Source organism: Actinoplanes sp. NPDC049118 (assembly GCF_040648555.1).
Taxonomy (GTDB): Bacteria; Actinomycetota; Actinomycetes; order Mycobacteriales; family Micromonosporaceae; genus Actinoplanes.
Genome location: NZ_JBEZDY010000002.1, coordinates 14,623 through 35,051, shown reverse-complemented (window position 1 = coordinate 35,051; position 20,429 = coordinate 14,623). Strand labels below are relative to the sequence as shown.

Sequence of the window (20,429 nt, the reverse complement as noted above, 5' to 3'; positions counted from 1 at the left end):
GCGGGGATTATTCGGCTTCTCCCCGCTCTCGTCCAGCGAATGACCGGGCGCTCCCGCAACGCCCGCGCCCGGGACCTACCCTCGCCGTATGACCGTCATCGAGCTGGGGCTCGTCACGGACGGCGGCGACCGGCCGCCGTCCGCCCGTTCCCGGCGTCCCATCGGCCGGGCCGAGCTCCGGCGGGTGCTGGTGGCGGCCGTCGCGATCGTCTGCGTGCTCACGGTCACCGGCTCGGCGCGGCCCGAACCACACGGGCCGGCCCGGCTCTGGAGCACCCCGTTCCGCGAGGGCGCCGACACGTTCATGGTGGCCGGCGGCGGCGCCTACGTGCTCTCCCAGTCCGGCGGCACCCGGCTCACCGCGCACGACCTGCGCACCGGGGTGGTGCGCTGGTCGAACCCGGTTCCCGACAACGCCGACGTGCTCGGCCTGATCCAGGCGGGGGTGCTGCTGTTGCCGGCCGCACACACGACGGTGCGGTTCAAGGACCCGGACGGCCTGGAGGTCTACCGCGAGTTCAGCCGGGACACGATCGCCGTCGACGCGGTCACCGGGCGGCAGCTGTGGCGCCGGCCCGGCGAGCTGGCCGCGGCCACCGGCGACCGGGCCCTGCTGACGGAGTGGAACGACGACGGCAGCCGGGTCCGCGCGATGCAGATGGTCCGGGTCGCGGACGGCGGCACGGTGTGGTCGCGCCGCGCCGCGGACCTGGAGACCTGGGTGACCGACGGCCGGTTCCAGATCAGGGCGGACCGCCTCGTCACGGCGTCCGCGAAGGGCGACGTCGAGGTGTTCGACCTCGCCGACGGCTCGCCGGTGTCCGCGGCGACGCTGCCATGGGGACGGCCGCCGGCACAGGACTCCCGGGCGACGGCGCTCACGGTCGAGGGCCACCGCCTCTACGTCGAGCACTCCGACCAGGAGCGGACGACCGTCACCGCGTACGACACGGAGACGCTGCGGCGGCTGTGGCACATCGAGCCGCGCTCACCCGGCGGCGCGTTCGGCTGCGGACCGGTGCTCTGCCTCAACGGCCCGGACGGTACGGCCGGCTACGACCGCGACACCGGCGAGCTGCGCTGGCGGATACCCGGCTCGGCGAACGCCTTCCCGCTCGTCACCGGGCAGTTGCTGGTGGACGACGACGAGAGCGGCGCACGGCACCACCTCATCGACGCCGCGACCGGGCGGCGGCTCGCCGATCTGGGCACCGCGGCACCCGTGTGGAACCTCGGCACCACGGCATCGCCGTACCTGCTGGCCCGGACCCGGGAGCCGGCCGGGCTCATGTCGGTCAGCCGCTTCGACGAGCGCTCCGGCGAGGTGCTGCTGCTCGGCGCGATGCCGCCGGTCATCGAGTACGGCTGCCAGAGCGAGGGCACCCTGCTGGCGTGCATGACGCAGGACAGCCGACTGGCCGTCACGGACGTCGGCTGATCTCCGTCTCGCCGGCCAGCCGGGCGGCCCGGTCGGCCTCCGCGAGCGCGTCCAGCACCGCGTCCAGCTCGCCACCGAGCACCAGATCCAGGTTGTACGCGGTGTAGCCGATCCGGTGGTCGCTGATCCGGTTCTGCGGGAAGTTGTACGTGCGGATCCGCTCCGAACGGTCGACGGTGCGCACCTGCAACTTGCGGGCGTCGGAGGCGGCCGCGTCGGCCTGCTCCTGCGCCATGGCGAGCAGCCGGGAGCGCAGGATGCGCATGGCCGACTCCCGGTTCTGCAGCTGGCTCTTCTCGTTCTGGCAGCTCACCACGGTGCCGGTCGGCAGGTGGGTGATGCGCACGGCCGAGTCGGTGGTGTTGACGGACTGGCCACCGGGCCCCGAGGAGCGGAACACGTCGACCCGGATGTCGCCGGGCTCGATGTGCACGTCGACGTCCTCGGCCTCGGGCAGCACCAGGACGCCCGCGGCGCTGGTGTGGATGCGGCCCTGCGACTCGGTCACCGGCACCCGCTGGACGCGGTGCACGCCGCCCTCCCACTTGAGGCGGGACCAGACGCCGTGGCCGCCCTCGGGCACGCCCTTGGTCTTCACGGCCACCGAGACGTCCTTGACCCCGCCCAGGTCGGAGTCCTGCACGTCGATGACCTCGACGACCCAGCCGTGCTTCTCCGCGTAGCGGGTGTACATCCGCAGCAGGTCGCCCGCGAACAGCGCCGACTCCTGCCCGCCCTCGCCGGCCTTGATCTCGACGATGACGTCCTTGGCGTCGTGCGGGTCGCGCGGGATGAGCATCTCGCCGAGCTTCGCCTCCAGCGGGGCGAGCGCGGCGGCGACCGCGTCGACCTCCCCGGCGAAGGACGGGTCCTCGGCGGCGAGCTCCCTGGCCGCGGCCAGGTCCGCGCGGGCGGCCTCGAGCTCGGCGTTGGCGGCGTAGAGCGGCGCCAGCTCGGCGAAGCGCCGGCCGACCCGGCGCACCAGCGCCTGGTCGGAGTGGATGGAGGGGTCCTCCATCTGCTTCTCCAGCTGCGCATACTCCTCGAGCAGCGTAGACAACCGATCCGTGCTCATGCCATCACCTCCGCTGGCGCTCCGGCGCTGTCATGAGTCTTGGATTGAGTTGATGATTCGCTCGCAAGCTCGCTCATGCCGCCTCCTTGGTCACCCGGACAGACACACGAACGGCGCCCGACCCCGGAATCCCGGGGTGGGCGCCGTCGAGGCAGCTACTTCTTCTTGGCGGCGGTGACCTTCGCGTACTTCGCCTGGAACTTGGCGACCCGGCCCGCGGTGTCCAGCACGCGCTGCTTGCCCGTGTAGAACGGGTGGCAGGCGCTGCAGGTCTCGACGCGGATCTCACTGCCCTTGGCGGTGCTACGGGTCGTGAACGTGCTACCGCAGGAGCAGACGACCTCGGTGGTGGTGTACTCCGGGTGGATACCGCTCTTCATGATTTCTCGGTCCCTCTCGATGATGTGGTCGCCGGGTCGCCGTCACCGCCGAACCACCCCGCCAGGGCGGACGACTCGAGCGTGAACCGGAACCATTACTGGCCGATGGACCAGTCTGCCATGTCACAGGCCCCGATCAGAAATCAGGAGGCATTACTGGGTCCGTGGTCGATAACGTGAGCGGCCCTCGTCGCATTCCCGCGGCGGGCGCATCCGGAAGGAAGGCTGTCATGGCGCTGCTCGCGGACGTCCTCGACCCGGCTGAACTGGCCACCGCGGTCGAAAACGGACACGTGCGGGTTCAGCGTCACCCGACGCGGCCGTATGTGATCTACAACTACACCGAGGCCTGCCAGTACGCCGCCGCGTGGACGCCGATCACCCTGGCCTGCCGCGGCCTGATCGTGGACGGGGACACCGTCCTCGCCCGCCCCTACGCCAAGTTCTTCAACCATGATCAAGACCACGCGCCGCGGTTTCCGCCGGAGGCGGCGGTGACCGTCACCGACAAGGCGGACGGCTCGCTCGGCATCATCTACCGCGACGGCGCGGAGCTCGCGGTCGCCACCCGCGGTTCGTTCGCGTCGGACCAGGCCCGGCATGCGACCGAGGTGCTGCGCACCCGGTACCCGGACTTCGCGCCGCCCGACGGGCTGACGGTGCTGGTCGAGATCGTCTACCCGGGGAACCGGATCGTGCTCGACTACGCCGGGCTGGACGACCTGATCCTGCTCGGCGCCGTCGAGATCGCCACCGGCCGCACCTTCGGACCGTCCGCGGTGCCGCACTGGCCGGGACCGGTCGTCGACTCCTTCGCGTACGCGACGCTGGCCGAGGCGCTCGCCGCACCGCCGCGCGGCGGCCGGGAGGGACTCGTCGTGCACTTCGCCGGCACCGACGAGCGCGTGAAGATCAAGTACGCGGACTACGTCCGGCTGCACCGGCTGGTGACCGGGCTCTCCGCCCGTACCGTGTGGGAGGTGCTCGTCTCGGGCGGCGACCTGGACGCGCTGACGGAGCCGCTGCCGGACGAATTCCACGCGTGGGTGCGGGGCGTCGCCGCCGGACTGACAGCCGAGGTCGAGGCGCTGGCCGGCGCCGTCGAGGCGGAGTTCGCGGCGATCGTGGCGGGCCTGCCCGACGGCTGGGGCCGGCGCGAGTTCGCGGCCCAGGCCGTGCGCAGCGAGCACCGCGGGGCGCTCTTCCTGCGCCTCGACGACAAGGACTACCGTGCCGGCCTGTGGCAGCTCGTTCGGCCGGCCGGCGATCTGACCCCGACCGGCACAACTGTGAGTGAGCAATGACCAGACTGCTGATCACGCGTGGCCTGCCCGCCTCGGGCAAGACCACGTTCGCGCGCAAGCTGCAGCCGCGGGTCGTCCGCGTCAACCGCGACGACCTGCGGCGGATGCTGCACGGCGAGCGGCTCTTCACCCAGTGGGCGGAGGGGCAGGTCACGCGCGCGCAGCGGGCCGCCGTCGAGGCGCTGTTGCGTGCGCACACGGACGTGATCGTCGACGACACCAACCTGCGAGCCAAGACGGTACGCGAGTGGGCCGAGCTGGCGGCGCGCTTCCACGCGACGTTCGAGGTGCACGACTTCACGGACGTACCGCTGGAGGAGTGCCTGCGCCGCGACGCGGACCGCACCGAGCAGGACCGGGTCGGTGAGGAGGCGATCCGCCGCATGCACCAGCGGTACCTCGCCGGCAAGAACACCCCGCTGCCGATCCCGTACGTGGATCCGGGTGGTCCGGGCGCCGCCTACGACCCGGACCCGGGCCTGCCGCCGGTGGTGCTCGTGGACATCGACGGCACCGTCGCGCTGATGAACGGGCGCAGCCCGTACGACTGGAGCCGGGTCGGTGAGGACGCGCCGAACCCGGCGGTCATCGCGGCGGTCCGGGCCATGCACGCGGCCGGCCACGCGATCGTCTTCTGCTCGGGGCGTGACGAGGAATGCCGGGCCGAAACGCAGGCCTGGCTGGACCTTTACGTCGATGTGCCGTACGAAGGACTCTTCATGCGGCCCGCGGGCGACTCGCGCAAGGATGCGATCGTCAAGCGGGAGATCTTCGACGAGGAGATCCGTGACCGCTGGCGGGTCATCGGTGTCTTCGACGACCGGCAGCAGGTCGTTCGCATGTGGCGCGCCCTGGGGCTGACCGTGTTCCAGGTGGCAGAGGGAGACTTCTGATGGACGGGCAGGCCGGAAAGTACCCGCGGACTTTCCACCTGCCCGACTCACCGGGTGCCACCGGCGACGACCGCGTGCAGCAGGATCTGTCCTGGTTGGACGGTGAACTGGTGGTCACGGAGAAACTCGACGGCGGCAACCTGACCTTCACCCGCGACGCGATGTACGCCCGCTCCGTCGACTCGGGCACCAACCCGTGGGACAGGGCCGCCAAGGCCCTCTGGGCGATGACGGCCTACCGGATCCCGGACGACTGGCGGGTCTGCGGCGAGTCGATGTGGGCGCGGCGCAGCATCGCGTACACGGATCTGCCGGGCGTCTTCATCGTCTTCGGCATCTGGGACGAGACGAACACGCTGCTCGGCTGGGACGACACCGTCGACTGGGCGCAGCGGCTGGAGCTGCCGGTCGTACCGGTGCTGTACCGCGGCGGCAGCCTGAGCGAGGCACGGGGCGCGTGGGCCACGCTGCGCGAACCCGAGTCGTCGGAGGGTTTCGTCGTCCGGAGCGCGGGACGCATCCCCGCCGCGGAGTTCTCCCACCGGCTGCTGAAGTGGGTCCGCGCGGACCACGTCCGCACCGATGCGGCCTGGCGCCACCGGGACGACTTCCCGCTCAACGAATTCGCCTAGCTCGCCCGGCTCAACCCGAGAACGGGCAGGTGCGGGTGCCGGACTGCGCCAGGGCCTGCGCCTCCGGGTCCAGGTAGAAGTTCGGGCGCAGGTCCAGCTCCTCGTAGTAGCGGTGGAAGACCGGCGTCGCCCCGCCCGAGATGGGCGGCACGATCCAGGTCCAGTCGGCCGGGACGGGCCGGCCCGCCTTCTCCTCGTTGCGCAGGTGGGTCAGGAAGCGCTGCGACTCGGTGTGATGATCCGCGATCTTCATGCCGGCCTTCTCGTACGAGTACAGCACCGCGCGGTTGAGCTCGATCAGCGCCTGGTCCCGCCACAGCGTCGACTCGCGGCTGGTGTCCAGGCCCATGCGCGCGGCGACGATCGGCACCATGTTGAACCGGTTCTCGTCGGCGAGGTTGCGGGCGCCGATCTCCGAGCCCATGTACCAGCCGTTGAACGGCGCCAGCGGGTACTGCACGCCGCCGATGGTCAGGCGCAGGTTCGAGATCGCCGGCACCACGTGCCAGCGCAGCCCCAGCTCGGCGAACCAGCCGAACTCGGGGTGGGTGAGCGGCACCTCGAGGATCGCGCGCTCGGGTAGCTCGTAGAGGCGTACGCCCTCGGCCGGGGTCTCGACCGCGATCGGCAGCACGTCGAAGGCCTCGCCCTTGCCCTGCCAGCCGAAGCCCTGCATCGCGGCGGTGAACTCCTCGTTGCGCGGGTCGCCGACGAAGCTGCCGTCGTCGGTGCGGTAGCCCGCGTACCGGATCAGCTGCTCGTTCCAGACCCGGGCGTACGGCTGCCCGGGCAGGGCGGGCGCGAAGATGCTGATCACCGGGCGGATCGCCCCGGCTCGGTCCCCGCCGCCGGCGACGCGGAGGTGGTGCACCAGCAGCGAGAAGATGTCGTCCGCGGTGCGCGCCCGGCGCCGGTCGAGCACGACCAGGCTGCGCCAGTAGAGCCGGCCGATGCAGCGGCTCGAGTTGCGCCAGGCCATCTTGGCGCCGTACGCCAGCTCCTCGGTCGTGTGGGCGTAGCCGCCGGTCGCCGCGATCTGCGCACGCACGATGGCCAGGCGCGGCTCGACGGGCCCGAGGCGGGGGTTCTCGAGATAGCACTGGCGGAGGAAGTCCTCGGCCTCTCCCGGATCGACTGGTGCGATCGGATCCCATCGTTCCGTCGGATGGTCCCGGTACCCAGGAACGATCATCGGGCGTCCTCCCACCGTTGAGCCGAGTGCTCAGGGAGGTTCGCACAGCGCCATATGGCCTTAAACGCACTGAATGTGCGACGGGGGCAGCCGTTGTGCGACGGCTGCCCCCTTCGGTCGTTTTCGGGCGTTTACTCCCCCGGCGTCGACTTCGCGATCTGCATCAGGAACTCGATGTTCGTCCGGGACTGCTTGAGCCGGTCGAGCAGCAGGTCCAGCGCGGCCGAGGACTCCAGCGAGCTCAGCACCTTGCGCAGCTTGTGGACGATCGCCAGCTCCTCCTTGCCGAGCAGGATCTCCTCCTTGCGGGTGCCGGACGGGTGGATGTCGATGGCCGGGAACGTACGCCGGTCCGCGATCTTGCGGTCGAGCTTGAGCTCGGCGTTACCCGTGCCCTTGAACTCCTCGAAGATCACCGTGTCCATCATCGAGCCGGTCTCCACCAGCGCCGTCGCGAGAATGGTCAGCGAGCCACCGTTCTCGATGTTGCGCGCCGCGCCGAGGAAGCGCTTCGGCGGGTAGAGCGCGGTCGAGTCGATACCACCGGACATGATGCGACCGGAGGCCGGCGCCGCCAGGTTGTACGACCGGCCGAGCCGGGTCACCGAGTCGAGCAGCACGACCACGTCGTGGCCCAGCTCGACGAGGCGCTTGGCCCGCTCGATCGCCAGCTCGGCGACGGTGGTGTGGTCCTGCGGCGGCCGGTCGAACGTGGCCGCGATGACCTCGCCCTTGACCGAGCGCTGCATGTCGGTGACCTCTTCGGGCCGCTCGTCGACCAGCACGACCATCAGGTGGCACTCGGGGTTGTTGTGGGTGATCGCGTTCGCGATCGCCTGCAGCACCATCGTCTTACCGGCCTTCGGCGGCGAGACGATCAGGGCACGCTGGCCCTTGCCGAGCGGCATGACCAGGTCGATGACCCGCGTGGTGAGGATGTGCGCCTCGGTCTCGAGACGCAGCCGCTCCTGCGGGTACAGCGGGGTCAGCTTGTAGAACTCGGGCCGCCTGCGGGCCTCCTCGGGCTCCATCCCGTTGATGGTGTCGAGGCGGACCAGCGGGTTGTACTTGTCGCGACGCTGGTCGCCGCCGCCCTCGCGGGGCGCGGCGCGCACGGCGCCGGTGACCGCGTCGCCGCGGCGCAGCCCGTGCTTCTTGACCTGCGACATCGAGACGTAGACGTCGTTGGGGCCGGAGAGGTAACCCGTGGTGCGGACGAACGCGTAGTTGTCCAGCACGTCGAGGATGCCGGCCACCGGCACGAGGACGTCGTCCTCGTTGACGTGCGGCTCGCGGCCGCTGTCGCGCCCGCCCTCGCGGCCGCCGTCCCGGCCGCCGCCACCGCCTTCGCCGCCGTCCCGGTCGCGGCCACGCCGACGGTCACGGAACCGGCTGCGCCGGCTGCGCCGACCGCCGTCGCCGCCGTCGCCGTCCTCGTCGTCGTTGCTGTCGTTACGCGGGCCGTTGTCGCCGCGCGTGACGCCCTCGTTGCGCGGACCGCCGTCGTTGCGCGGACCACGGTCGCCACGATCGTTGCGCTCGCCGCGGTCGCTGCGCTCGCCGCCCTCGGACCGCTGCGGGTTGCGCTGCCGGTCCCGGTTGCGCGACTCACCACGCTCGGACCGGTCCCCCCGGTCGGCGCGCTCGGTGCGCTCGCCCTCGCCCTGGCCGTCGGCCGGGGCACTGTCCCGGTTCTGGTCACGGCGGCTGCGCCGGCCGGACTCGCCCTCGGTCGCGGGCTGCTCCGTCGTCGCCGGGGCCGCGGACTGAGCGGCAGCGACAGGCTGAGCGGCAGCGGGCTCGGCTACGACGGCCTGAACCACCGGAGCCTGCACCGCCGGAGCCGGGGCCTCGGATGTGACGGCCGCAGCGGCCGCCACGGGCTCGGTGCGCGCCGGCTCGGCCGCCGGAGCGTCGGAGCCGTTCGTGGTGCGCGGGCGCGGGGCGCTCTTGGCGGGCGCCGCCGGAGTCACGCCGTTCTGGCGCTCCGAGATGGCGGTGATGAGCTCGCCCTTGCGCATCCGCGCGGTGCCGGAGATGCCGAGGGACGCGGCGAGGCTCTGCAACTCGGGCAGCAGCATCGCCGACAGCCCCGTGCCGCCGCGGCGACGCTTGGTGACCGCCGCGGTGGTGGCGCCGTCGTCAGCGACGTCAGAAACACCCGACGTCACGTCGGTGGTGTCGCTCAATGGATTCCTTCCGTCGAAAAAACCAAGTCCACCCGGGTCTGCAGCCTGGTGGCCGGGTGCCCTCGGAACCCGCTTCGCAACTGCGGCGCGGGAGTTTGCAGCACGGCAGCTCGACGGTGTCCCGACCCGTCGGACGTTGACGGGTAGGTCTCGGCGAGTGCAGCGATCTGATGATCCGCTGCTCGGCGTGTGTTTTGAAGAGAAGTGAGACCGGCAGAGTGCCATGAGTCTCGGGGGTGCGCGCCGAACCGCAGTGATCGCTTGCTTCGCGGCTGTGCTAGGTCTTGAGCGTAGTCAACTCTTACGACCTGCGGCAACAGGGCCCCGCTCGGCGTGTTCCACCATACTCCCCTTGGCAAGAGCACCGGTGCTATCCACGCCCAGCGACTCCGCGCGCCATTCCGTTCCGGGGTGGAAATCTCCGGGTATGGGGGTCAGCGCGAGCACGGTCGGCCCCGCCCCACTGACAACTGCCGCAACACCGACAGAGCGGAGCGCGGCGACCAGCGACGCCGTGCCGGGCATCCCCTCGGCCCGGTAGCCCTGGTGTAGCCGGTCCTCGGTCGCGGCGAAGAGCAGCGACGGGTCCCGCGTCAGCGCGTGCACCAGCAGCGCGGCCCGGCCCGTGTTGAACGCGGCGTCCGCGTGCGGCACGGCGGCGGGAAGCGCGGCCCGCGCCGTCGCGGTCAGTCCCCGTTCCTGCGGAACGAAGACCGTCGGCCGTACGCCCTGAGCGACGTCCAGCCGCACGGCCCGCGAGCCGGACCCCTCGGTCCAGGCGATGGTGAAGCCGCCGAGCAGACACGGCGCGACGTTGTCGGGGTGACCCTCGAGCCGCGCGGCGATGCGCAGCGCGGCCTCGTCGTCGATCTGCTCGCGCGCCAGGGCCCGGGCCAGCTGGACGCCGCCGACGATGGCCGCCGAGGAGGAGCCGAGCCCCCGCGCCTGCGGGATCCGGTTGACGCACTCCACGGCCACGCCCGGCGGGCGCCCGCCCAGCTCGTCGAAGGTGGCCAGCATGGCCCGCACGACCAGGTGGGTCTCGTCGCGGGGCAGGTCGCCGGCGCCCTCGCCGGTCACGGAGACCGTGTACGAATCGCCGGTGACCCGGGCGCTCAGGTCGTCGTGCAGCCCGAGCGCGAGGCCCAGGGTGTCGAAGCCCGGACCGAGATTGGCGCTGGTGGCCGGCGTGCGCACCCGCACCGGCTCGGAGACGAAGGTCAGGCCCATCGCCACATGCTAGGCGGTGATCATTGCCCGTTCGTCACCCGTCGGACCGGTTGTCACACCCACCGCTTAGGGTCGCGACCATGACGATCGGATATCTGTTCTCCGCCGTTGTGGGTCACCTCCCGATGCTGGCGGTGCTGGTCGTGGGATTCGCCGTGGTCGCGTCCCGCAAGGCCCAGCTCGATGCGCGCAGCGTCCAGCTGGCCCGGCTGGGGCTCGGCGCGCTGGTGCTCGGCTCGGTCGTGCAGCTGCTCTGGAGCCTGTTCATCCCGATGCTGCTCATGAGCGTCGACCATGCGTCGGCGCGATACGGCGGGCTGAGCCTGGTGGTCGGGCTGACCACGTCAGTCGCGTTCGCGGGCGGGGTCGGGCTGCTCGTCGCCGCCCTGGTGACCCGGGGTCGCGGCCAGGCCGTCACCGAGCCTCCCGTGCAGGCCTTCGGCGGCGAGTTCACCCAGGGGGACGGCCGCTTCGGCCGATGAGCCCGGCGCGTCCGCCGGCTCGGCGAGCGAGAGGCCGCGCGTCGCGATTCGCCAGCCGATGGCGTAGACGAGGGTGATCAGGCCGCAGGCGACCAGGATGACGCGCGCGTCGACGCGGTCGACGAAGACCGCGGCGCCCAGCTGGCTCACCGAGATGGCGAGCGTTGCCAGCATCATGTCGGTGGCGAAGACCCGGCCGCGCAGCCGGTCCGGCACCTCGCCCTGCAGCGCGTAGTTGGAGAGCACCCAGTTGGTGCCGCCCGCGAAGTGCGCCACGAAGACCAGCGCCAGCACGAGCGGGAACCAGGGCGCGAACGCGACGCCGAGGTAACCGATGCCGTAGAGGCTCATCGAGAGCGCCAGCCCCGGCAGCAGCCACGACCGGTGGTTGAGCACGGGCCGCATGACGAGCGGGCCGACCAGGGCACCGGCACCGCGCACGGCGAAGAGCAGGCCCGCGCCGAGGGCGCCGACGCCGTAAAAGCCGGCCAGCAGCGGAAACACGGTGAGCACGCCGTTGCCGAGCCCCACCGCGGACTTCACGGTGACCAGCGCCCGGATCCGCGGGCGGGCGCCGATGTAGCGCAGTGCCTCGATCAGCGCATGCCAGGCGCGCGCCGGCACCGCGTCCGGCTCTCGCGGCGCCTGCAACGGCCGGCGGATCAGCGCGGTGAACACCGCCGCGAAGAGCAGGCTGACGGCGGCGGCAGCGAAGCTGACGTACGGGCCGAAGGCGCTGCTGACGATGCCGCCGAGCGACGCGCCGACGATGGTCATCGTGCCCCACGCGGAGCCGGCGACCGAGTTGGCGGCGGCCAGGTCCGCGGGTTCGACCACGTTCGGCAGGGCGGCGGAGGCGGCCGGGGAGTAGAAGGCCTTGGCCACCGCGACCGCGCCGATGGCGACCAGGGCGAGCGGCGCGGTCGCCGCCGAGCGCACGGCGAAGAGCAACAGTGTGGCGAGCAGCGCCGCGACGTTCGACGCGATGAGGATCGTGCGCCGGTCGATCCGGTCGGCGATCGTCCCGGTGTAGGGCAGCAGCAGCGCGGTGATCCCGGTGTCGGCGGCCAGCACCAGCGCTCCCCAGACGCCGCTGCCGGTGAGCTCGGGCAGCAGCACGAGCAGCGGCACCATGACGAACCAATCGGCGCCGAAGACGACGAGCTCGGCCGCGAACAGGCGCCGGTAGTCGCGGTTACGGGTAAGGACCGAGAAGGGAGTCGCCACCTACCGGAATCTACCGGCAGCGGCGGCCGGCCCTGATCGGGCCGACCGCCGCACCGGTCGCAATGCTCAGGCGGTCGGGGGGTCGACCGGCCTGCGCGGCATCTTCAGGACCTCGAACTGGTCCGTGTAACCGTGCAGCGCACCGCTGGGCGCCTCGGGCTGGGAGCGGGCCGACTGACCGGCCGGCTCGGGGGCCTCGTGCGCACCGCCGCCGGAGGCCGGCACCGGGTCGTCGGCGGGTACGGCCGAGTCCGGCTCCTTCGCCGCGTGCCTCGGCGACTCCGGGTTCGCCTCGCCGGCACCACCGGCACCACCGGATCCGGCCGCCTTCCCCGCCCGCCGCCGTTCGCGCCGGGCCCGCGCCTTGGCCTTGGTGTTCTCCGCCATCGTGTAGAGCGTCGGCACCAGCACCAGCGTGAGCAGCGTCGAGCTCACCAGGCCGCCGATGACCACAATGGCCAGTGGCTGCGAGATGAAGCCGCCCTCGCCGGTCAGCCCGAGGGCCATCGGCAGCAGCGCGAAGATGGTCGCGATCGCCGTCATGAGGATCGGGCGCAGCCGGTGCCGGCCGCCCTCGATCACCGACTCCTGCACACCCAGTCCCTCGCGGCGGTACTGGTTGATCAGGTCCATCAGGACGATCGCGTTGGTGACCACGATGCCGACCAGCATCAGCACGCCGATGAGCGCCGGAACGCCGAGCGGGGTGCCGGTGGCGAGCAGCAGCCCGATCGCCCCGGTCGCCGCGAACGGGATGGAGACGAGCAGCAGCAGCGGCTGCAGCAGGCTGCGGAACGTCGCCACCATGATGACGAAGACGATCGCGATCGCCGCGAGCACGGCGAGGCCGAGGTCCGCGAACGCGTCCGCCTGGTCCTGGCTGACCCCGCCGATCTCGTACGTGCCGGCCGGCAGCTTCAGGGCCTCGAGCCGCTCGGTCAGCTCCTTGGTGGTCTCGCCGACGTTGGAGCCGGTCGCGGTACCGGTGACCGTGGCACTGCGGTTGCCGTCGATCCGGGTGACCTCCTCCGGGCCGTCGACCTCGTTGACGTCGGCGACCGCGTCGAGCAGGACGACCTGGCCGGTCGGCGTGGTCAGCGGCAGCTTGCGCAGCGCGTCGACGCTGGCCGGCGGCGCGCCGAGGGCGACGACGACGCTCTGGCTGACGCCGTCGACGCTGATCTCCCCGACCGGCGCCGGGCGGAATGCACCCGCGACCGACCGGCCGATCTCAGCCTCGGTGAGGCCCTGCGCCGCGGCGGCGGCGCGATCGACCGTGACGTCCAGGCGGGGGACGCTCGCCGCAAGCGAGCTGCTCACGTCGGTGACGCCCTTCGTCCCGGCCATCGCGTCCTGCACCTGCTTGGTCGCGGACTCCAGGGTCTCCTGGTCGGCGGCCTGCACGACGACCGCCAGCGCGCTGCCGTCGAAGCCGGTGCCGCTCTCGCTGCCGACGGTGACCTCACCGACGTCGGACATGCCCTCGAACTGCTTGCGCAGGTCGTCGGAGACCTTGCTCGCGTCGGCGTCCTCCTTCAGCGCCACGTTGAAGCTGGCGCCGCTGGCACCGCCGGAACCGACGAACGGATTGAAATCGCCGCTGCCGACCGTCACCTGGTAGTGCTCGACGTCGTCGTTGGCGACGATGACCGCCTCGACCTTCTTGGCGGCCGCGTCCGTCGTGGCGAGGTCCGTGCCGACCGGCAGGTCCTGCGAGACGACGATGGTGTCCTGGCCGGACTCGTCGAGGAAGTTCGTCTCGAGCTTGCTGGCCAGGCCCAGCGTGCCGATGAGCACGACAACGCCGACCGCGACGGTGATCCACCGGGTGGTCTTGCTACGGATGACCCAGCGGATGATCGGCAGGTAACCCCGCTGCAACGGGCTACGGAGCTCCTTGGCCTCGGCGGCCTGGCGGACCTCTACGGACTCGGAGCCGCCCGCGGCGGGCCGCAGGAACCAGTACGCGAGCACCGGCACGACGGTCAGCGACACGAAGAGCGAGGCGACCAGCGCGACCGTGACCGTGATGGCGAACGGCGCGAAGAGCTGGCCGACGAAGCCGCCGACGAGCGCGATCGGCGCGAACACGGCGACCGTGGTCAGCGTCGAGGCGGTCACCGCGCCGGAGACCTCCTTGACGCCCGACATGATCGCGTGGACCTTCGCCTCGCCGTACTCCAGATGTCGTTTGATGTTCTCCAGCACGACGATGGAGTCGTCGACGACGCGGCCGACCGCGATGGTCAGCGCGCCGAGGGTGAGCAGGTTGAGCGAGTAGTCGCCGAGGTAGAGCGCGATCAGCGCGATCAGCACGGAGAGCGGGATCGAGACGACGGTCACCAGCGTCGAGCGGATCGACAGCAGGAAGACCAGGATCACGATGACGGCCATGAGCAGGCCGAGCATGCCCTCGGTGGTCAGGCTCTCGATCGACTTCTCGACGAACGGCGCCTGGTCGGTGATGACCGTGAGCGTGGCTCCGGAGGCGTCCTCCAGGTCGGCGAGCTTGTCGCGCACCTCGTGGGAGATGTTGACCGGGTTGCCGTCCGGGGAGGCGGTGACCGCGATGCCGAGGCTGTCGACCCCGTCCGTACGGGTGTAGGACGTGGCCGGGGCGAGCTGCTCGGTGACCGAGGCGACGGCGTCCAGCCGGACTGGACCCCTGGCGCCCTTGAGGTAGAGACCCTTCACCTCGTCGACGGTCTGGATCGGGTCACCGACCTGGACGCTCAGTGACTTGGTGCCGTCGGTGACCGCGCCGGCCGGGATGGAGACGCCGTTGCTCTGCAGCAGGGTGGCGATCGAACGGGGGTCGACGCCCGCGGCGGCCAGCTTCGCACGGTCGGGCACGATGAGGATCTGCTGGTCCCGGGTGCCGGTGACGGCGACCTCGCGGACGCCCTCGATGGCCTTGAGCTCAGGGACGACGGTCTCCTGGAGCCGGTTCGCCAGCGCGGCCTGGTCGTTCTTGCCGTCGGAGGCGGCGAGGACGATCGCCGGGATGTCGTCGGTGCTGCCGGCGAAGATGATCGGCTCGACGTCGCCGGGCAGCGTCGGCTGGATCCGGTTGATCGAGGTGGTCAGCTGGTTGACCGCGTCGTCGAGGTCGGTGCCGAACTCGAAGAGGACCTGGACGGTGGTCGAACCCTCGCTGGTCGTCGACTCGATGGAGTCCAGGCCGTCGGCGCCCTTGATGGCGTCCTCGATCGGCTTGGTCACCTGCTGTTCCATGATCTCCGGGCTCGCACCGGGCAGCACCACGCCGATGAACGCGCCGGGGAACTCGAGCGAGGGCAGCAGCTGCTGTTTGAGCGAGGGCACCGTGTAGATACCGAAGCCGGTGATCACCACCGCGATGAGGGCCACGAGCCCTCGGTTAGCGAGACTGAGCCTGGTCAGAAACGACATCTGCTCCCCCGAGAAAGTTCGGCCAAGGCATATAGTTTGCCCGACGCGAACAAATCAATTGACGCCGGGGTGCTCTGGTGACGTCCCGTCACACGACGGACGCGCAGTGCTCATCGGCGCGCAGCACAGGGGGTGCGGTGACCGAAAATGAACGACTCATCGCGGACATTATGGGCGCGCAGGAACGGCTGCAGCACCTGTTTGCGCACGACCGGTCGGATCCGCTCTTCTCATCACAGCTGACGATGCCGCAGCTCAAGATCCTGCTGCTGCTGTACCGGATGGGCGACACCTCCGGGCGCGAACTGGCCGGCCTGCTGGGCGTCAGCCTGGCGACCATGAGCGGCATGGTCGATCGGCTGGTGGCGCACGACCTGGTCACCCGCGCGGAGGATCCGCACGATCGCCGGGTCCGCCGGATCAGCCTCAGCCGGTACGGCGCGGAGATGATCGGCAAGATCATCACGGCGGGGGCGGAGAAGCAGGCCCGCCTGCTGCGCCGCCTCACGCCCGAGGAGCTGCGCGCGGTGCACGACGGCCTGCACGCGATGGTCCGGGCGGCGACCGAGGAGGCGGAGGCCACGGCCGGCGACCCGGCCGCGAAGGCCGGCCCGGCCTGAACCCCGGGCCGGGGACGGCGCTCGGCCCGGCCCGGACTCAGACCCGATCGGACGCCGGCCGTGTCAGGCTCAGACCTGATCGGACGCCGGCCGTGTCAGGCTCAGACCTGATCGGACGCCGGCCGGGCCGGGCTCAGACCTGATCCGGCGCCGGCGCCGGCCGGGTCCGGCTCAGGCCAGGTCGAGGGCGCGGGCCGCGGCCAGCACGTCGTTGTTGATCGTGGTAGGCGACGGTGCGGTGCTGATCGCCCACTCCGGATCCTTGAGGCCGTGACCGGTCACCGTGCAGACGACCGTGCCGCCGGCCGGGATCATGCCGGCCTCGGCCTGCTGCAGCAGGCCGGCCACGCTCGCGGCGCTGCCCAGCTCGACGAAGACGCCGACCTCCCGGGCGAGCAGCCGGTACGCCGAGAGGATCTCCCGGTCGGTCACCGCCGAGATCAGGCCGCCCGACTCGTCCCGGGCGTCGAGCGCCTTGGTCCAGCTGGCCGGGTTGCCGATCCGGATCGCGGTGGCGATGGTCGACGGCTCCGCAACGACCCGGCCGTTGACGATCGGGGCGGCGCCGGAGGCCTGGAAGCCGAACATCTTGGGGAGGATCTTGCTGTTGCCCGCCGCGTGGTCCTCCTGGTAACCCATCCAGTACGCGGCGATGTTGCCCGCGTTACCCACCGGCAGGCAATGGATGTCGGGCGCGCCGCCGAGCGACTCGACGATCTCGAACGCGGCCGTCTTCTGCCCGTGCAGGCGGAAGATGTTGACCGAGTTGACCAGCGAGACCGGGAAGTCCTGCGACAGCTTCGAGGCGAGCGCGAGGCAGTCGTCGAAGTTGCCGTTGACCTGCAGCAGCTTGGCGCCGTGCACGAGCGCCTGCGCCAGCTTGCCCAGCGCGATCTTGCCTTGGGGCACGAGCACCGCGCAGGTGAGCCCGGCGCGGGCCGCGTACGCCGCCGCGGAGGCGCTGGTGTTGCCGGTCGAGGCACAGATGATCGCCTTCGACCCCTCCTCGACGGCCTTGGACACGGCCATCGTCATGCCGCGGTCCTTGAAGGAGCCGGTCGGGTTGGCCCCCTCGACCTTGAGGTACACGTCGGCGCCCGTCCGCTGCGAGAGCACGGGAGCGGGCACGAGCGGCGTGTTGCCCTCGTGCAGCGTGACCACCGGGGTGGCCTCCGAGACCGGGAGCCGGTCGCGGTACGCCTCGATCAATCCCCGCCACATGGTCGTTTCCTCTCCGCTGACTCGCTCCAGGATGCATCAGCCCGCCGAATGGCGGGACCATGCGCCCACTATGCGGGACCGTGGGACACGGCCTCCACGTTGTTGCCGTCCGGGTCCCGGACGAATGCGCCGTAGTAGTCCGGGTGGTACTCGGGGCGGACGGCCGGCTCGTGCAGCACCTCGGCGCCCGCCGCGACCGCCGCCGCGAAGAACGCGTCGACCGCCGCCCGGTCGGCCGCCCGGAAGGCGAGATGCGACTCCCGGAAGCCCTGGCCCGAGTCGAAGACGCCGATCCAGAAGTCGGGTCGCTCCGCGCCGTAGCCCATCGCCACCTCGAAGTCCATCAGCCGGCGCAGGCCCAGCGGGGCCAGGACCGCGTCGTAGAAGGCCGCGCTGGCGGCCAGGTCCGCGCACTGGATGCCCACGTGATCGAGCATCGCCTCAGACCCCACCCTCGACCCGCAGGACGCTGGCGATCGACCGGACGATGTCGAGCGAGCGCAGATCCTCCACCGTGGCCGCCAGGTTCGCGTCGGGCGCGCCGTGCGTCACGATCACCAGGGTCGCGTCCTCCTCCCGGCCGGACTGCCGGACGGTCGCGATGGACACCTCGTGCTTGGCGAAGACGCCGGCAACGGTGGCGAGCACGCCCTGACGGTCGGCCACGTCGAGGCTGATGTGGTAGCGGGTCACCGCCTCGCCGATGGGCCGGATCGGCAGCTGGGCGTACGAGCTCTCGCTCGGTGCCCGGGTGCCCGAGAGGCGGTTGCGCGCCGCCGCCACGATGTCGCCGAGCACCGCGCTCGCGGTGGGCGTACCCCCGGCTCCCCGGCCGTAGAACATCAGCTGCCCCGCGGCCTCGGCCTCGACGAAGACCGCGTTGAAGGCGTCACCGACGCCGGCCAGGGGGTGGCTGCGCGGGATCATCGCCGGGTGCACGCGGACGCTGACCGACTCGCTGCCGGACGAGTCCGGGCCGCGCTGGGCGATGCAGAGCAGCTTGATCGTGCAGCCCATCTCCTTGGCGCTGGCCACGTCGGCCGCAGTGACGCCGGTCATGCCCTCGCGGAACACGTCCGCGGCGGTCACCCTGGTGTGGAACGCGAGCGAGGCGAGGATGGCGGCCTTGGCGGCGGCGTCGAAGCCCTCGACGTCGGCGGTCGGGTCGGCTTCCGCGTACCCGAGCTCGGTGGCCTCGTCGAGCGCCTCGCCGAAGCCGGCCCCGGTGGCGTCCATCGAGGACAGGATGTAGTTGGTCGTGCCGTTCACGATGCCGGTGACGCGGGTGACCCTGTCCCCGTGCAGGGACTCGCGCAGCGGGCGCAGCAGCGGGATGGCGCCGGCGACCGCGGCCTCGAAGTAGAGGTCGGCGCCGCCCTCGGCGGCGGCGTCGTGCAGCGTCGCACCGTCCTCCGCGAGCAGCGCCTTGTTCGCCGTGACGACGCTCTTGCCGGCGCTCAGCGCCTCGATCAGCCAGCCCCGGGCCGGCTCGATGCCGCCGACGACCTCGATGACCACGTCGACGTCGTCCCGCTTGACCAGGCCCAGCGCGTCGGTGGTGAACAGCGCGGGGTCGATCGCGGAGCCGCGCTGCCGGCCGGGCCGGCGCACCGCGATGCCGACCAGCTCCAGCGGGGCGCCGATCCTGGCGGTCAGGTCCTCGGCCTGTTCGTGCAGCAGCCGTACGACCTCGGTGCCGACGGTGCCGCAACCGAGCAGAGCCAGCCGAACCGCGGGCTTGTCAGAACTCATCCCACATCCAATGCGAGCAGATCATCTTCTGTCTCCCGGCGGACGATCACGCGAGACACACCGTCGCGCACGGCGACCACCGGCGGCCGGGGCACGTGGTTGTAATTGCTGGCCATACTCCGGCAGTACGCGCCCGTACCGGGCACGGCGAGAAGATCTCCGGGCTGCACGTCGGCGGGCAGGAATTCATCCTTCACGACTATGTCCCCGGATTCACAATGCTTTCCCACGACGCGGGCGAGCAGCGGGGGCGCGTCGGACTTCCGGCCGGCCAGGGTTGCGGAGTAGGAGGCGTCGTAGAGGGCGGTACGGATGTTGTCGCTCATCCCGCCGTCGACGCTCACGTACGTCCGGATGCCGTCGACGTCCTTGACCGTGCCGACCTCGTACAACGTGAGGACGGCCGGCCCGACGACGGCCCGGCCCGGCTCGATCGAGAGCCTGGGCCGCCTGAGGTTCTCGGCCGCGCACTCGCCGTCGACGATCTTGTTGATCCGCTTCGCCAGGTCGCCGGCCGGCGACGGGTCGTCCTGCGTCGTGTAGGCGATGCCGAAGCCGCCGCCGAGGTCCAGCTCGGCGAGTTCGACGCCGCGGGCGTCGCGGATCTGCGCCTGCAGTGCGAGCACCCGCCGGGTGGCGACCTCGAAGCCGGAGGTGTCGAAGATCTGCGAGCCGATGTGCGAGTGCAGGCCGCGCAGGTCGAGCACGTCCTCGTCGAGCACCCGGATCGCGGCCTCGAACGCGGCACCGCCGGCCAGCGAGAACCCGAACTTCTGGTCCTCGTGCGCGGTCGCGATGAACTCGTGCGTGTGCGCCTCGACGCCGACGGTCACCCGGACCAGCACCTTCGGCCGCCGGCCGCTCTCCCGGGCCAGCGCGGTGAGCCGGTCGATCTCCTGGAACGAGTCCAGGATGATCCGGCCGACGCCGGCGTCCAGCGCGCGGGACAGCTCGGAGATCGACTTGTTGTTGCCGTGGAAGCCCATCCGCTCGGCCGGGAAGCCCGCGGCCAGCGCCACCGCCAGCTCCCCGCCGGAGCAGACGTCGAGGAAGAGCCCCTCCTCGTCGATGACCTTCACCACGGCCTTGCAGAGGAACGACTTGCCGGCGTAGTAGACGTCCGCACCGGCGAACGCGGCCGCGAAGTCGCGGCAGCGCGACCGCAGGTCGTCCTCGTCCAGCAGGTACGCGGGGGTGCCGTGCTCCGCCGCCAGGTCCAGGACGCTCACGCCACCGATCTCCAGGGCCCCGGAGGCCGCGCGCGTCACCGTCCGCGGCCAGAGCTGCGGCACGAGCGCGTTGACGTCCTCGGGGATCCGCAGCCAGGCCGGCCCCCTGTTGCCGAGGTCACCGTGCAGCGCCCCGGCCTCGTGTGCCCGCATG

General features: G+C 71.4%; 16 protein-coding genes and 1 pseudogene. 6 read left to right on the top strand and 11 right to left on the bottom strand.

Annotated elements, in window-relative coordinates; genetic code table 11:
• The first annotated feature begins 88 nt into the window (after positions 1-88).
• Complete coding sequence (locus tag AB0B58_RS02685; RefSeq protein WP_360216347.1) at positions 89-1,438, top strand: PQQ-binding-like beta-propeller repeat protein; 1,350 nt, start codon at positions 89-91, stop codon at positions 1,436-1,438.
• Here AB0B58_RS02685 and prfA read toward each other — a convergent pair.
• On the bottom strand, positions 1,422-2,513 hold the full coding sequence (gene prfA, locus AB0B58_RS02680; RefSeq protein ID WP_360216344.1) for a peptide chain release factor 1: 1,092 nt from the start codon (positions 2,511-2,513) through the stop codon (positions 1,422-1,424). The two genes, AB0B58_RS02685 and prfA, sit on opposite strands and share 17 nt — an antisense overlap.
• A gap of 155 nt (positions 2,514-2,668) precedes the next feature.
• Positions 2,669-2,893, bottom strand: a complete 225-nt coding sequence (gene rpmE, locus AB0B58_RS02675) for a 50S ribosomal protein L31 (RefSeq protein ID WP_360216340.1) — start codon at positions 2,891-2,893, stop codon at positions 2,669-2,671.
• Between the two features lie 230 nt (positions 2,894-3,123).
• Between rpmE and AB0B58_RS02670 the strand changes: the two genes are divergently transcribed.
• From AB0B58_RS02670 to AB0B58_RS02660, 3 genes are read left to right on the top strand one after another with little or no spacing between them, the layout of a single operon-like run.
• On the top strand, positions 3,124-4,197 hold the full coding sequence (locus tag AB0B58_RS02670; protein WP_360216337.1) for an RNA ligase: 1,074 nt from the start codon (positions 3,124-3,126) through the stop codon (positions 4,195-4,197).
• Complete coding sequence (locus AB0B58_RS02665) at positions 4,194-5,090, top strand: AAA family ATPase (RefSeq protein WP_360216334.1); 897 nt, start codon at positions 4,194-4,196, stop codon at positions 5,088-5,090. Before AB0B58_RS02670 ends, AB0B58_RS02665 begins: the two co-directional genes overlap by 4 nt.
• Positions 5,090-5,722, top strand: coding sequence for an RNA ligase family protein (locus tag AB0B58_RS02660; protein ID WP_360216331.1), 633 nt, complete (start codon positions 5,090-5,092; stop codon positions 5,720-5,722). The genes AB0B58_RS02665 and AB0B58_RS02660 overlap by 1 nt, the downstream gene beginning before the upstream one ends.
• A gap of 10 nt (positions 5,723-5,732) precedes the next feature.
• On the opposite strand, the gene AB0B58_RS02655 is transcribed toward AB0B58_RS02660, so the two are convergent.
• From AB0B58_RS02655 to thrB, 3 genes are all read right to left on the bottom strand, one after another.
• Positions 5,733-6,914: a nitric oxide synthase oxygenase gene (locus AB0B58_RS02655; protein ID WP_360216328.1), complete on the bottom strand. Its 1,182-nt coding sequence runs from the start codon at positions 6,912-6,914 to the stop codon at positions 5,733-5,735.
• A 131-nt stretch (positions 6,915-7,045) separates the two neighbouring features.
• On the bottom strand, positions 7,046-9,103 hold the full coding sequence (gene rho / locus AB0B58_RS02650) for a transcription termination factor Rho (protein ID WP_360216325.1): 2,058 nt from the start codon (positions 9,101-9,103) through the stop codon (positions 7,046-7,048).
• A gap of 294 nt (positions 9,104-9,397) precedes the next feature.
• Positions 9,398-10,333: a homoserine kinase gene (gene thrB, locus AB0B58_RS02645; protein ID WP_360216322.1), complete on the bottom strand. Its 936-nt coding sequence runs from the start codon at positions 10,331-10,333 to the stop codon at positions 9,398-9,400.
• Positions 10,334-10,413: 80 nt separating this feature from the next.
• Here thrB and AB0B58_RS02640 point away from each other — a divergent pair, with 80 nt between their 5' ends.
• A complete protein-coding gene (locus AB0B58_RS02640; RefSeq protein WP_360216319.1) occupies positions 10,414-10,815 on the top strand; it encodes a hypothetical protein in 402 nt (133 codons plus the stop codon).
• A gap of 66 nt (positions 10,816-10,881) precedes the next feature.
• Here AB0B58_RS02640 and AB0B58_RS02635 read toward each other — a convergent pair.
• Positions 10,882-12,042: pseudogene (locus tag AB0B58_RS02635) on the bottom strand (MFS transporter); the annotation flags it as partial.
• 66 nt (positions 12,043-12,108) lie between these two features.
• The gene (locus AB0B58_RS02630) at positions 12,109-15,453 is read right to left on the bottom strand and encodes an efflux RND transporter permease subunit (protein ID WP_360216316.1); all 3,345 of its coding nucleotides are present in this window, start codon (positions 15,451-15,453) and stop codon (positions 12,109-12,111) included.
• A 137-nt stretch (positions 15,454-15,590) separates the two neighbouring features.
• Between AB0B58_RS02630 and AB0B58_RS02625 the strand changes: the two genes are divergently transcribed.
• Complete coding sequence (locus tag AB0B58_RS02625; RefSeq protein WP_360216313.1) at positions 15,591-16,073, top strand: MarR family transcriptional regulator; 483 nt, start codon at positions 15,591-15,593, stop codon at positions 16,071-16,073.
• 171 nt (positions 16,074-16,244) lie between these two features.
• Here the strand turns inward: AB0B58_RS02625 and thrC are convergent, their stop codons facing one another.
• The 4 genes from thrC to lysA form a co-directional block, all read right to left on the bottom strand.
• On the bottom strand, positions 16,245-17,294 hold the full coding sequence (thrC, locus tag AB0B58_RS02620; RefSeq protein ID WP_360216310.1) for a threonine synthase: 1,050 nt from the start codon (positions 17,292-17,294) through the stop codon (positions 16,245-16,247).
• Positions 17,295-17,362: 68 nt separating this feature from the next.
• On the bottom strand, positions 17,363-17,731 hold the full coding sequence (locus tag AB0B58_RS02615) for a VOC family protein (protein WP_360216307.1): 369 nt from the start codon (positions 17,729-17,731) through the stop codon (positions 17,363-17,365).
• A 4-nt stretch (positions 17,732-17,735) separates the two neighbouring features.
• Complete coding sequence (locus AB0B58_RS02610) at positions 17,736-19,046, bottom strand: homoserine dehydrogenase (protein WP_360216304.1); 1,311 nt, start codon at positions 19,044-19,046, stop codon at positions 17,736-17,738.
• On the bottom strand, positions 19,043-20,428 hold the full coding sequence (gene lysA, locus AB0B58_RS02605) for a diaminopimelate decarboxylase (protein WP_360216301.1): 1,386 nt from the start codon (positions 20,426-20,428) through the stop codon (positions 19,043-19,045). Before lysA ends, AB0B58_RS02610 begins: the two co-directional genes overlap by 4 nt.
• Position 20,429: the final 1 nt, after the last annotated feature.